The 12,262-nt window shown below is 66.7% G+C and carries 13 protein-coding genes and 1 tRNA gene; 3 read left to right on the top strand and 11 right to left on the bottom strand.

The window, feature by feature from the left end:
* Positions 1–25 precede the first annotated feature (25 nt).
* A complete protein-coding gene (locus tag RS84_RS00310) occupies positions 26–916 on the bottom strand; it encodes a rhodanese-related sulfurtransferase (protein WP_045255771.1) in 891 nt (296 codons plus the stop codon).
* A 9-nt stretch (positions 917–925) separates the two neighbouring features.
* Entirely contained in the window at positions 926–1,654 is a 729-nt protein-coding gene (locus tag RS84_RS00305; RefSeq protein ID WP_045255770.1) for a DeoR/GlpR family DNA-binding transcription regulator, read from the bottom strand.
* 55 nt (positions 1,655–1,709) lie between these two features.
* Here RS84_RS00305 and RS84_RS00300 point away from each other — a divergent pair, with 55 nt between their 5' ends.
* Together RS84_RS00300 and RS84_RS00295 are read left to right on the top strand one after the other, a co-directional pair.
* Positions 1,710–2,066, top strand: coding sequence for a DUF4406 domain-containing protein (locus RS84_RS00300; protein ID WP_045255920.1), 357 nt, complete (start codon positions 1,710–1,712; stop codon positions 2,064–2,066).
* A 64-nt stretch (positions 2,067–2,130) separates the two neighbouring features.
* Positions 2,131–2,218 (top strand) — tRNA-Ser (locus RS84_RS00295).
* 61 nt (positions 2,219–2,279) lie between these two features.
* On the opposite strand, the gene RS84_RS00290 is transcribed toward RS84_RS00295, so the two are convergent.
* The 7 genes from RS84_RS00290 to RS84_RS00260 form a co-directional block, all read right to left on the bottom strand.
* Positions 2,280–2,879 carry a GNAT family N-acetyltransferase gene (locus RS84_RS00290; RefSeq protein ID WP_045255769.1) on the bottom strand — a complete coding sequence of 200 codons (600 nt, stop codon included), beginning with the start codon at positions 2,877–2,879 and terminating at the stop codon, positions 2,280–2,282.
* Between the two features lies 1 nt (position 2,880).
* The gene (locus RS84_RS00285) at positions 2,881–3,510 is read right to left on the bottom strand and encodes a phosphatase PAP2 family protein (RefSeq protein ID WP_045255768.1); all 630 of its coding nucleotides are present in this window, start codon (positions 3,508–3,510) and stop codon (positions 2,881–2,883) included.
* Positions 3,511–3,529: 19 nt separating this feature from the next.
* On the bottom strand, positions 3,530–4,888 hold the full coding sequence (locus RS84_RS00280) for a multidrug effflux MFS transporter (RefSeq protein WP_414738806.1): 1,359 nt from the start codon (positions 4,886–4,888) through the stop codon (positions 3,530–3,532).
* A 131-nt stretch (positions 4,889–5,019) separates the two neighbouring features.
* The gene (locus tag RS84_RS00275) at positions 5,020–6,177 is read right to left on the bottom strand and encodes a cystathionine gamma-synthase (protein WP_045255767.1); all 1,158 of its coding nucleotides are present in this window, start codon (positions 6,175–6,177) and stop codon (positions 5,020–5,022) included.
* A gap of 74 nt (positions 6,178–6,251) precedes the next feature.
* Entirely contained in the window at positions 6,252–7,208 is a 957-nt protein-coding gene (locus tag RS84_RS00270; protein ID WP_414738805.1) for a carbohydrate ABC transporter permease, read from the bottom strand.
* Positions 7,208–8,347 carry a carbohydrate ABC transporter permease gene (locus RS84_RS00265; protein ID WP_200891942.1) on the bottom strand — a complete coding sequence of 380 codons (1,140 nt, stop codon included), beginning with the start codon at positions 8,345–8,347 and terminating at the stop codon, positions 7,208–7,210. The genes RS84_RS00270 and RS84_RS00265 overlap by 1 nt, the downstream gene beginning before the upstream one ends.
* Before the next feature lie 111 nt (positions 8,348–8,458).
* Positions 8,459–9,778 carry an ABC transporter substrate-binding protein gene (locus tag RS84_RS00260; protein ID WP_045255764.1) on the bottom strand — a complete coding sequence of 440 codons (1,320 nt, stop codon included), beginning with the start codon at positions 9,776–9,778 and terminating at the stop codon, positions 8,459–8,461.
* Between the two features lie 259 nt (positions 9,779–10,037).
* On the opposite strand from RS84_RS00260, the gene RS84_RS00255 reads away from it, so the two are divergent.
* Positions 10,038–11,045, top strand: coding sequence for a LacI family DNA-binding transcriptional regulator (locus RS84_RS00255; protein WP_045255763.1), 1,008 nt, complete (start codon positions 10,038–10,040; stop codon positions 11,043–11,045).
* Positions 11,046–11,114: 69 nt separating this feature from the next.
* On the opposite strand, the gene rplL is transcribed toward RS84_RS00255, so the two are convergent.
* Both rplL and rplJ read right to left on the bottom strand, forming a co-directional pair.
* A complete protein-coding gene (rplL, locus tag RS84_RS00250) occupies positions 11,115–11,498 on the bottom strand; it encodes a 50S ribosomal protein L7/L12 (protein ID WP_045255762.1) in 384 nt (127 codons plus the stop codon).
* Positions 11,499–11,547: 49 nt separating this feature from the next.
* Positions 11,548–12,036 (bottom strand): 50S ribosomal protein L10, encoded by a 489-nt coding sequence (gene rplJ / locus RS84_RS00245; RefSeq protein ID WP_045255761.1) that lies wholly within the window; start codon positions 12,034–12,036, stop codon positions 11,548–11,550.
* Positions 12,037–12,262: the final 226 nt, after the last annotated feature.

The following is a 12,262-nucleotide window of genomic DNA, read 5'->3' as shown; positions in this document are numbered from 1 at the left end:
CTCTGAGCCTGAGCCTGTCGAAGGGTCAGGCTGCGTGCGCTGTGCAGCGGACGGCGTCGCACGACTCGCACACGACGGCTTGAATCTGGCACGACGGATCGGGGCAGTTCGACGTGCGGTTCGTCGATGCGCCGCATCCCGCGCACACGCCGATGACGGCGGCGTGGTCGGAGAAGTCCATCGAGCGCCGCTTGTCGAAGACGTACAGCGACCCCTCCCACAGGCCGTCGTCTCCGTACTGCTCGCCGTAGCGGACGATGCCGCCCTCGAGCTGGTACACCTCGCCGAAGCCTCGAGAGGTCATGAGACTCGACAGGACCTCGCAGCGGATGCCGCCCGTGCAGTACGTGACCACCGGCTTGCCCTTGAGATCGTCGTAGGCTCCGGAGTCGAGCAGGGACACGAAGTCGCGCGTCGTCTCTGTGTCGGGGACGACCGCGTTCCGGAACCGGCCGATCTGCGCCTCAAGCGCATTGCGGCCGTCGAAGAAGACCACCTCGTCACCGCGTTCGTCGATGAGCTCGTGCAGCGCTTCGGGTGAGAGGCGGGTGCCTCCGCCGACCACGCCGTCCTCGTCCACGCGCAGCTCACCCGGCGCGCCGAACGACACGATCTCCTCACGCACCTTGACGCTGAGCTTGGGGAAGTCGAGGCTGCGGCCGTCGGCATCCACGCCCGTACCCTCGCTCCACTTGATGTCGACGTCCTTGAAGGGCGCGTAGCCGCGGAATTTGCGCACCCACTTCTTGAGGACGAGCACGTCGCCGCCGAGGGTGCCGTTGATGCCGTCCTTCGAGATGATCAGGCGACCGCGGAGTCCGAGAGACTCTCCGAGGTCGCGCTGCCACAGCCGGATCGCCTCGGGGTCGGCGAGCGGCGTGAAGACGTAGAAGAGGATGATCTTGGGTGTTGCCACCCATGGATTTTACGCGGTGCGCAGCTGTGCGATGAGCGGATCGTCGTCTTCGGGGTCGGTGACGACGCCGGTGATCTCGTCGAGGGACAGCACCGGGAAGCGCGAGACGGCGCCGATCTTCTCTGCGCTGCCGAGCACGAAGGTGTCGGCGCTGCGCGCCGCGAGGGCGCGCTTGGTGACCGCATCGTCGAGCTCTCCCGTAGTGAGACCGTGGACGGGATGGATGCCGGTCGCGCCGAGGAAGAAGACGTCGGCGGCCAGCCGGGCGATGGCCTCTTGCGCGAGGGCGCCGCCGACGACCGCGGAATGCCGGCTGAGCTCGCCGCCGATCATGATCACGCGTGCTCTCGAGCTCTCCATCGCGGCCAGAGCGACGGCCGGGCTCGGAGTGAGGACGGTGACGTCGCCGGGGAGCATCCGCGCCATCGCGAGTGTCGTCGTGCCCGCATCGAGGATGAGCGTGGATGCCGGCCGGATCAGGGCGAGCGCTGCTCGCGCTACGCGCTCCTTGCTGTCGGTGGCGATGCTCAGGCGCTGCGCGACGGGTGCATCCGCCGCCGGCACCGGCAGCGCGCCGCCGTACACGCGAATGCATCTGCCCTCGTCGGCGAGCTCACGGAGATCGCGGCGGATCGAGTCCTCGGAGATGCCGAGGTCTGAGGCGACGGCCTTCGCCACGACTCGCCCCTCGGCCTCGAGCAGAGCGAGGAGGTGTTCTTTGCGTTGCGCGCTCAGCATCCCACTTCTTCCTGTTATTGCATGTTCTTGCACGGTTAACGCTACAGTGTCCGACATGAACAATCCACTTCTCATCCTCATCGCCGGCCCCTACCGCTCGGGAACAGGCGGCGACCCCGACGCGATCGCTCGCAATCTCGAGCGCTTGGAAGAGGCTGCGGCGCCGCTTCATCGACTCGGTCACATCCCGATGATCGGCGAATGGGTGGCGCTGCCGACTCTGCGCGGGATGACAGACGCCGAATCCGCGGCGACCGACGTGATGTACGACACCGCCGCGAGGCTGCTGCAGCACTGCGATGCGGTGCTGAGGCTCCCCGGCGACTCCTCGGGCGCCGACAACGACGTGAGGATCGCCCGCGAGCGCGGCCTACCCGTGTACTACTCGCTCGACGAGGTGCCCGCCGCCTGAGGCCAGCGGGAGGCCGTGTCAAAGGACGCCCGGGCGATCGGATAGACTGTTCAGGTTGTTCCTTGGTGACGTGTCCGAGCGGCCGAAGGAGCACGCTTGGAAAGCGTGTGTTGTGCAAGCAACCGCGGGTTCGAATCCCGCCGTCACCGCCAAACGCCTGAAGGGCCTCACGAAGTGGGGCCCTTCAGGCGTTTATCCGTCGGATTCGGGGACTCAGCCGAACGTGATCCCGTAGCTCTTCCCGCCCGGCGCCGCAGGCAGCTCGGTCATGCCGAGTCGCTCGTAGAACGCGGCGGCGCCGACGTTCTTGGGGTCCATGCCCAGATGCAGTCCCGGCGCTCCCCTCCGCTCGAGCTCCGCGAACAGCGTCTCGATGAGCCGACGGCCGAGCCCCTGTCCCTGGGTCTCGGGCAGCAGATCGATGTGCAGGTGCGCGGGGTATGTCGCGGTGTTCGGGTCGAGTCCCGGGCCGCGGGTGTACCCGTACTCGATCATGCGATCCTCTCGCGTGGTCACCTCGGCCGGTCGGGGGTGCCGCTCAGACAAGCGCGGCCACCACTCGTCGCGGAACCAGGTGTAGAACGCGTCGGTGTCGTCGGTCGCGACGATGTAGCCGATCGAGCGCTGGTCATCCGACTCGACGATCCAGGCGAGATCGGGGTGCCGCTCGACGTACGGCACGGCGAACAGGTCGCCCCACAGGGAGTCGTCGGAGAGGATGCCGGTGGCATCTTCACCGGCATCCGCCGTCTTCACGCAGATCTCGTACATGGCCGCGCGATCACTCGGGCGGTAGGGGCGGATGACGGGCATGTCAGCCTCCTCGCGGCTCTTCGGAGGAGCGGATGCCGCGCACCCACGGGAGCATCCCGGCGGCGAGCAGCAGCACGACAGCCGATCCCACGAGCGCACCGCCGATGGTGTCCGTCGCCCAGTGCACCGACAGGAATGTGCGCGACAGCGCCATCGCGAGGACCCAGACCGCGCCCGCGATGGCCGTCCAGACGCGGGGGAACAGAACCCAGACGACGACCGCGATCGTGGCCGCGTTCGCCGTATGCCCTGAGGGGAATGAGCCGAAGTCGCTGACGACGATCATGTCGTCGGGACGCGCCCTGCCGAACAGATGCTTGAGCACCTGCACGGCCCCGGCGCTCGCGACGAAGCAGATCGCGGCGAACACTGCGGCGCGCCATCGCCGCGCCAGGAGCAGGGCCGCGATGACGAGCAGGGGCACGCCGAGGATCGCGATCCAGCCGCCGCCGATGGCGTTCAGGACCATCGCGAACTGCACCATGAGGTCTCCGCGATGAGCCGACACGAACTCGTTCCACCACGCGTCGAAGACCGGGGGTTCGGAGAAGCCGAAGACGATCAGCGCTCCGAGCACCACCGAAGCGCCGAGCAGACCGGCTCCCCAGCCCCACAGCATCCCTCTTCTCATCGCTCCATTCTCCCCGTGATCAGGGCGCCAGCATGCCCACCGTGCGCGGACGCACGATCAGCCACAGCGACAGCAGTCCGATGAGAGCACAGCCGACCATCACCGACGCCATGGTGGTCGCGGTGATGCCTGCGCCCTTCGAGATCCAGCCGACGACCGGCGAGATGAGGCCGGCGACGCCGAAGTTGGTGGCGCCGATCACGGACGCCGCGGTGCCCGCGGCCTTGCCGTGACGGTCGAGCGCGAGCACCTGCACGTTCGGGAATGTGAATCCGCACGCCGTCATGAACACGAACAGCGGGATGACGGTTCCCCACAGCCCGAGCCCCAGCTGATCGGTCACGATGATCGCGATGCCGGCGAGCAGCAGCACGGCCGTCGAGTACGCCATGACCCACTGCGGACCGAAGCGCGCCGCGAGCCGAGAGGCGAACTGCACGCCGGTGACCACGCCGAGCGAGTTCACCGCGAACAGCAGCCCGTACTGCTGGGCGTCGAGGCCGTGTGTCTGCTGGAACAGGAAGGGCGATGCCGACAGGTACGAAAACAGGCCAGAGAAGGTCATGCCGCCGATGATCAGCACGCCGATGAACACACGATCGGAGAACACCGAGCGGTACCGCTGCAGCACGGTCGCTCCGCCCCTGTCCTGACGGCGCGCCTTAGGCAGCGTCTCCGGGATGAACACGATGGTCGAGACGAGCATGATCACGCCGTAGACGGCGAGGAACACGAAGATCCCGCGCCAGGGCATGAGCGTCAGCAGCCAGGAGCCGATCAGAGGAGCCGCGACCGGCGCGACACCCGAGACGAGGGCCAGCCGCGAGAGCATCACGACCAGTCGCCGGCCGCCGATGAGGTCGCGCACGACCGCCATCGCCACGACGCCGCCGGCTGCGGCACCGACGCCCATGAGCACGCGGGCTCCGCTGAGCAGCGGAAGGGACGGCGCGAGCGCTGCGGCCGTGCTGGCCAGGACATGCAGGGCCGTGACGACGATGAGCGGGATGCGGCGACCGACCTTGTCGCTCAGGGGCCCGACGACGAGCTGACCGAGCGCGAAGCCGATCATGGTTCCGGTCAGCGTCAGCTGGATCGCCGCTGCGGTGGTGTCGAAGTCCTTCTCGAGCACGGGGAATGCCGGAAGGTAGAGGTCGATCGTGAACGGGCCGAGTGCGGTAAGCGCCCCCAGCAGCACGATGTACAGAATGCGACGCCGGTTCGAGATCGAGTCGCCAGGGTGCAGCATGATCGGCGCGGTCGCCGGATTCGAACCGAGAGTGCGGATCGCGCCGGTCACCGAGGGCACGCGGATGCTGCCCGTGGCGGTCCGTTCGGGGACGGTCGGGAGGGAGTCGGTCGTGGGCGCGTCAGACACAGAGGGCTTTCGAGGAGGAGCGGATGCTGTCGAATCGATTCGATCGACAAAGATCCATGTTACCGCGCGCAGAGCCGCCGTCGGAATCGCGCCCCGGTCGTCGACTGAGCGCAGCGAGATGAAACGCGGTCTCAGTCGCGAGAGATCTTCGCGAGCCCCTGCTCGAGGTCGGCGATCAGGTCGTCGACGTCTTCGATTCCGACCGAGAGCCGGACGACGTTCTCGGGCACGGCGAGCTCGGTGCCGCGCACGGAGGCGTGCGTCATGTCCGAGGGGTAGCCGATAAGAGACTCCACTCCCCCGAGCGACTCGGCGAGCTGGAACAGCTCGGTCGACTCCGCGAAGCTGCGCGCGGCATCCGCTCCTCCCGCAAGGCCCAGAGAGAGCATCCCGCCGAATCCGCTCATCTGGCGTGCGGCGATCTCGTGACCGGGGTGCGAGGCGAGGCCCGGGTAGTAGACGCGCTCGAACTCGGGGCGGCCCTCTGCCCATTCGGCGATCGCCTGGGCGTTGTCGGAGTGCTGGCGCACCCGCACCGCGAGGGTCTTGATGCCGCGCGTGGTGAGCCACGCGTCCATGGGCGCCGATACGGCGCCCACCGCGAACTGCTGGAACTTGACCTGCTCGTAGAAGCGGTCGTCGCCGAACACCACGGCGCCCCCGAGCACATCGGAGTGACCGCCGAGGTACTTCGTCGTCGAGTGCACGACGAGATCGGCGCCCAGCGCCAGCGGCTGCTGCTGCGCGGGGGAAGCGAACGTGTTGTCGACGACGAGCACGGCGCCTGCAGCACGGGCGATCTCGGCGATGGCCGCGATGTCGACGATCTTCAGCAGCGGGTTGCTCGGAGTCTCGACCCAGACGATCTTCGTCTCCGGCCGGATCGCCGCGCGGAGCGCGCCGGCATCCGACATCTCCACCGTCGTGGTCTCGACGCCCCATGGCGCGAACACCTTGGCGAGCAGACGGTAGGTGCCGCCGTACGCGTCGTTGCCGATCACGACGTGATCCCCCGGCTTCAGGATGCTGCGCAACAGCGCGTCTTCGGCGGCAAGACCCGAGGCGAACGAGAGCGCGTTCTCGGCGCCCTCGAGAGCGGCGAGCTGCGTCTCGAGCGACGACCTGGTCGGGTTGCCGCCGCGGTTGTACTCGAAGCCGTTGCGGAAGCCGCCGATGCCGTCCTGGACGTGTGTGGAGGCCTGGTGGATCGGCGGAATGATCGAACCCGTCGTGGGGTCTGGCGCTTGACCGGCGTGGATGGCTCGGGTGGCGAATGCGTGATCGGACATGTCTTTCAGACTACGTCCGCGCCCGCCACCCGAGCTCCACGGTTACTCCGTGGGTCCCTGAGCCTGTCGAAGGGTCACCCCTTCGTCGACCCGGCGAGCAGACCGCGCACGAAGTACCGCTGCAGCGAGAAGAACACGATCAGCGGAATGATGATCGACACGAAGGCGCCGGCGGTGAGCAGGTACCAGTCGTTCCCTCGCGTGCCGGTGATCTCGGCCAGCAGCTTCGTGATGGGCGCGGCCGCCCCGTCGGCGAAGACGAGGGCCACGAGCAGGTCGTTCCAGACCCAGAGGAACTGGAAGATCGCGACCGACGCGATCGCCGGCATCGTCAGCGGCAGCACCACGCGGAAGAAGATCTGCCCGCGAGATGCGCCGTCGACCCGTGCGGCCTCGATGATCTCGCCGGGGATCTCCGACATGAAGTTGTGCAGCAGATAGATCGCCAGCGGCAGCGCGAACATCGAGTGCGCGATCCACACCTGCGCGTATCCCTGCGAGGCGCCGAGCGGGAGGGTGATCTGCAGGCCGAACAGGTTGATTCCGCGCGAGAACGAGCTGAGCAGCGGCACCAGCGCCATCTGGATCGGCACGATCTGCAGCGCGAACACGAAGATGAACAGCGCGTTGCGCCCCTTGAAGTCGATCCACGCGAAGGCGTATGCCGCCATCGACGCGATCATCAACGGGATCAGGGTCGCCGGGATCGTGATGGCGATCGAGTTCACGAACGACTCGATGATCGTGAGCTGTGTGGTGCCGGACTTGAGCACCTCGGCGTAGTTGTCGAGCGTCACCTGAGGGTTCACGAAGAACTCCCACCAGCCGCTCGAGGAGATCTGATCCCTCGGACGGAACGAGGAGATGAACAGCCCGAGCGTCGGGATCGTCCACAGCACGGCGATGATGATCGACGCGATCGACGCCCAGGGGCGGGACAGCCGCTTGCGGGCACGTCCGGCCGAAGCCTCGAGACGGCCGCCGGTCGTGATCGCCCGGGTGCTCTGCGAATCGGTGGTCACTGTGGCCATCATCGGATCTCCCGCTGCTTCTTGATCTGCCGGGCGTTGTAGATGACGATCGGCAGCACGAGGATGAACAGGATCACCGACAGTGCGGCGCTCCGCCCCGCCTCGAACTTGGAGAACTGCGTGTACATCTCGTTCGCGAGCACGCTGGTGCCGTAGTTTCCGGCGGTCATGGTGCGCACGATGTCGAACACCTTCAGCGAGGCGATCGAGATCGTCGTGAGCACGACGATGAGCGCGGGCCGGATCGACGGGACCGTCACCGACCAGAACCTCTCCCAGGCGTTCGCTCCGTCGAGCTCTGCAGCCTCGAGGAGTTCGGCCGGGACGCCCTTGATGGATGCCGAGAGCACGACCATCGCGAAGCCCGTCTGCACCCAGATCAGCACGACGATCAGGAACAGGTTGTTCCACGGCTCGTTCAGCAGCCACTGCTGCGGCGTGCCGCCGAACCAGACCAGGATCTGGTTGAGCAGACCGATCTGCTTGAAGTCGCCGCCGCGGTACTCGTACATGAAGCGCCAGATGATGCCGGCGCCGACGAACGAGATCGCCATGGGCATGAACACCAGGACCTTGTAGATCTTCTCGCCTCTGGTCTTGTCGATGAACACCGCGTAGGCGAGACCGACCAGGGTCGAGACGAGCGGCACGAGCAGCACCCAGATGATCGAGTTGACGACCGAGGTGATGCCGTCGGACTGCGTGAAGATCCAGATGTAGTTGGTGAAGCCCACGAACTCCTTGCCGGTCGAGTTCCAGAACGAGGAGTACATGGTCTGGATCGACGGGAGGATCAGGCCGACGAGCAGCAGCAGCATGGCAGGGGCCATGAAGGCGACGAGCTGGATGAGGTACCCCGCGCCGTCGCGGGACCTGTAATCCAGGAAGAAGAACAGCGCCCCGACGAGGACTGCCACGCCCATGGCCCAGTAGTAGGACTGGAAGAACCACATCACGGCGAGCGGGATGAGCAGGCACATCGCAAGGCGGATGCCGGTGTACAGGGCTCCCTTGCGCGGAGCGACGTCCACGAGGAGCAGGATGACTGCCACGACCACCGCGAATGCGATGACGACGGCCACGGCCTGGAGGATCGGCGGTAGCGAGCCGATCCATTTGAAGAACAATTGCGCGGTCACGGATTCCCCTTCGAGACGCGGTGCGGAGAAGCGGGTCGGCGCGACGTTGCGCGACCCGCTGAAGTGGAGGAAGAAAGAGGGCCGCCCCGCGGGGCGGCCCTCTTCATTCGATCAGCTGGAGGGCCAGCCGGTCTGGATCTGAGTGAGCACGTCATCCGTCGACGCGCCGTTGACCCAGTCGACCATGCCCTTCCAGAAGGTGCCTGCACCCACCGCACCGGGCATCAGGTCACTGCCGTCGAAACGGAACGTGGTGTCCGGGTCCTGAAGGATCTTGATGGTCTCCTGCAGGATCGGGTCCTTCGCGTTCTCCGGGTCGAGGCCGTTGTTGGCGCTCGTCACGCCGCCGAGGCTGACGCGGCTGTTCGCCCACTCGGGGCTCGACAGATACTCGAGCACCTTCTGCGTGGCTTCCGAGTCGCTGAAGGCGCCGACGATCTCTCCACCACCGGTGACGGTCGTCTCATCGGCGGTCTTGCCCGGAAGCATGAACGCCCAGACGTCGCCGTCCTCGGCGATGTTCGTGCCCTCAGGGTAGAAGCCCGACAGGAACGACGCCTGGTGCGTCAGCGCGCATTCGCCGCTCGCGACCTTCGGGGCGACATCGCCGAAGGCGGTCGAGTTGATCGAGCGCACGTCGCCGAATCCGGCGTTGACGTAGCTCGGGTTCAGCAGGATCTCGCCGACGGAGTCGAACGCGCCCTTGATGGCCGGGTCGGTGAACGGCACGTCGCCGGCGACCCAGTTGTCGTAGACCTCGGTGCCCGAGGTGCGCAGCACGTAGTCCTCGATCCAGTCGGTGCCGGGCCAGCCCGTGGCGGTGCCGGATTCGAACCCGGCGCACCACGGCGCGGTGCCGGTCTTCGACTGGATGGTCGCGGTGAGCGTGTTCAGTTCGTCGAGCGTGGTCGGAACCTCGACGCCCCACTCCTTGAACTTCGCCGGCGAATACCAGATCCACCCCTTGACGTTCGCCATCAGGGGCGCGCCGTAGAAGGTGTCGCCGACGGTGCCGTACTTCACCCAGTCCTCGGTCCAGTACTCCTTGGCGTTCGCCTCGACGGCCGCGGGAGCAGGCTTCAGGTAGTCGCGGCTCGCGAAGTCGGCGAGCAGACCCGGCTGCGGGAAGATCGCGATGTCGGGCGGGTTGCCACCCTGTGCGCGGGTGCCGAGCTGCGTCTCGAAGTCCTGGCTGCCCTCGTACTTGATAGTGATGTCGTTCTCCTCGGCCCAGTCCTTCCAGGACTGCTGGAGGAGCTTGGCCTCGTCGTCGACGATCGTTCCGTAGATGGTGACGGTGTTCGAGTCGCCACCTCCGTCTCCGCCCCCTCCGCCGGGCGCGCCCGGTGCTCCACATCCGGCCAGCGCGACACCCGCGACCCCAAGGAATGCGAGCGGCACCAGCCGCCGTGAACGCTGTGACAGACCCATGTGGTTCCTCCTCTTCGAGTAACTGTCCCCATGTCTCGGCGCCCCTCAGCGACGCGATCGGGAACCGATTCCAGGCCAACCTACCCGCGGCCCCGCTCCCGGCACAATGCCTCAGTGTCACAAGTTCGCATCCTCTTTCCACTTCCGAAGGTCCTGGATGGGAGCGCTCCCGCACTGTTCACATGGAACCGGTTCCCTTCTGAACCCGCGCGCACTACGATGTCGATCGGCACAGTCGCCGAAGGTCGAGGAGGACCGGATGAGCACGATCGCGGACGTCGCGGCACGCGCCGGCGTGTCGAAGGCGACCGCGAGCCGCGCGCTCAGCGGCAACGGCTATGTCTCGGATGAGACGCGGCAGCGGGTGACGGATGCGGCGGCTGAGCTGCTCTACGTCGCGCACTCCTCTGCCACCAGCCTCGCCACCGGTCGCACGCAGACAGTCGGCGTGATCATGCCCGCCGTCGACCGCTGGTTCTTCGCCGAGCTCCTGGCCGGGATCCAGGAGGCGCTGTTCGACCTCGACTACGAGCTCGCGCTCTACGGCATCCGCGAGGGTACGACGACCAGGGAACGGCTCTTCGACACCGTGCTCCCCCGACGGCGATTCGACGGCATCATCGCCGTCGGCATCCAGCCGAGCGCTCACGAGCTGGAGCGCCTGCAGCAGTCGGAACGCCCGCTCGTGAGCGTCGGACCGTACAGCGAGGGGTCTAGCTCGGTCTCGATCGACGACGTGGCCGCCGCGCGCATCGCCACGGAGCATCTCATCGACCTCGGCCACGTCGACATCGCCTTCATCGGAGGCGGTGCGGATGCGACCGGTGTGAGCTTCGGCGACGCCCGCCGCGTCGAGGGCTACCTCGAAGCGCTGCGGGCGGCGGATCTGGCTGCATCCGCTCGTCTCATCGAGGCCGATCCGACCATGCCCGGCGGCTATGACGCCGCCGTGGAGCTGCTCGGAGATCGGCGATGCCGCCCCACCGCGATCGTGGGCGTGTGCGACGAGGCGGCGATCGGTGCGACCATCGCGGCGCGCCGACTGGGCATCTCGGTACCCGCCGAGCTCAGCGTCGTCGGCATCGACGACCACCAGCACGCCGCGATGTTCAGTCTTACGACGATCAGGCAGTCCCCGCGCGATCAGGGGCACGAAGCGGTAAGACTGCTGCAGGATCAGATCGCGAGACCGGATGCCGACGTCGAGCGGGTGCTGACGGCATCCGCTCTCGTGGTGCGCAACTCGACGTCCGCACCCCGCTCCTGAAACGCCCCTGCAACGCACGAAGGCCCCGGGTGACCCGGGGCCTTCGCAGAAGCGTGTGTGACGCAGTGATTACTTGAGGGTAACCGTCGCGCCAGCCTCCTCGAGAGCAGCCTTGGCCTTCTCGGCGGTCTCCTTGTTGGCGCCCTCCAGGACAGCCTTGGGAGCGCCGTCGACGACACCCTTGGCCTCGCCCAGGCCGAGCGAGGTGAGCTCGCGGACGACCTTGATGACCTGGATCTTCTTGTCGCCAGCAGCCTCGAGAACGACGTCGAACGAGTCCTTCTCCTCCTCGGCCTCGGCAGCGCCTGCGCCACCAGCGGCACCGGCGACGGCGACGGGGGCAGCAGCGGTGACCTCGAACTTCTCCTCGAACGCCTTCACGAAGTCGTTGAGCTCGATGAGGGTCAGGCCAGCGAACTGCTCGAGCAGCTCTTCGGTGGTGAGCTTCGCCATGATTTATCTCCTAGATAGATGGTTTGTGTAGAACGAGAACGCTGGTCGCTTACGCGGCCTCTGCGGTCTCCAGCTTTTCGCGAAGAGCATCGATGGTGGCGGCAGCCTTGCCCATCGTCGCCTTCATCATGCCCGCAGCCTTCGCCAGCAGAACCTCACGGCTCTCGAGCGCGGCGTACTTGTTGACCTCGTCGGCAGAGAGGGCGTTGCCCTCGAAGATGCCGGACTTGATCACGAGAAGCGGGTTGGCCTTGGCGAAGTCACGAAGAGCCTTGGCAGTGGCGACGAAGTCACCGTGCACGAACGCGACGGCCGACGGACCCTTGAGGTCGTCGTCCAGCGCGGTGATGCCTGCCTTGTTGGCGGCGATCTTGGTCAGCGTGTTCTTCACCACGGCGTACTCAGCGTCCTGACGGATGCTGTTGCGCAGCTCCTTGAGCTGGGCAACCGTCAGACCGCGGTACTCGGTCAGCAGAACGGCGGACGAGTTCTCGAATGACTTCGTGAGCTCGGCAACCGATGCATCCTTCTGCGCCATGGTCACTCCTTGGTGTGTACGAGGCGCCTCACGGAGGTGAAGCGCCGCCTCGACCGCGGGCAACAGAAAAGCTCCGGCGCAAGCGCACGGAGCTTTGGAAAGTTCGTGTCCTGCGCGGGCCCCTGCTGAGCAGAGCTTCGATCACCATGCACCTGCGCGCACGACGATGACCAGCGGTCTTCGGTTGCACCAACTCTACCCCACCCGCATCCTTCCCCCAAATCCG

The organism is Microbacterium hydrocarbonoxydans, assembly GCF_000956475.1.
GTDB lineage: Bacteria > Actinomycetota > Actinomycetes > Actinomycetales > Microbacteriaceae > Microbacterium > Microbacterium hydrocarbonoxydans_A.
This window is presented reverse-complemented; position numbering and strand designations above follow the sequence as displayed.

Bases quoted from the DNA above. Each gene is read 5' to 3' on its own strand.
- RS84_RS00305 (WP_045255770.1), bottom strand. From the start codon at position 1,654: ATGCTGAGCGCGCAACGCAAAGAACACCTCCTCGCTCTGCTCGAGGCC.
- RS84_RS00300 (WP_045255920.1), top strand. From the start codon at position 1,710: ATGAACAATCCACTTCTCATCCTCATCGCCGGCCCCTACCGCTCGGGA.
- RS84_RS00290 (WP_045255769.1), bottom strand. From the start codon at position 2,879: ATGCCCGTCATCCGCCCCTACCGCCCGAGTGATCGCGCGGCCATGTAC.
- RS84_RS00285 (WP_045255768.1), bottom strand. From the start codon at position 3,510: ATGAGAAGAGGGATGCTGTGGGGCTGGGGAGCCGGTCTGCTCGGCGCT.
- RS84_RS00275 (WP_045255767.1), bottom strand. From the start codon at position 6,177: ATGTCCGATCACGCATTCGCCACCCGAGCCATCCACGCCGGTCAAGCG.
- RS84_RS00270 (WP_414738805.1), bottom strand. From the start codon at position 7,208: ATGGCCACAGTGACCACCGATTCGCAGAGCACCCGGGCGATCACGACC.
- RS84_RS00260 (WP_045255764.1), bottom strand. From the start codon at position 9,778: ATGGGTCTGTCACAGCGTTCACGGCGGCTGGTGCCGCTCGCATTCCTT.
- RS84_RS00255 (WP_045255763.1), top strand. From the start codon at position 10,038: ATGAGCACGATCGCGGACGTCGCGGCACGCGCCGGCGTGTCGAAGGCG.
- rplL (WP_045255762.1), bottom strand. From the start codon at position 11,498: ATGGCGAAGCTCACCACCGAAGAGCTGCTCGAGCAGTTCGCTGGCCTG.
- rplJ (WP_045255761.1), bottom strand. From the start codon at position 12,036: ATGGCGCAGAAGGATGCATCGGTTGCCGAGCTCACGAAGTCATTCGAG.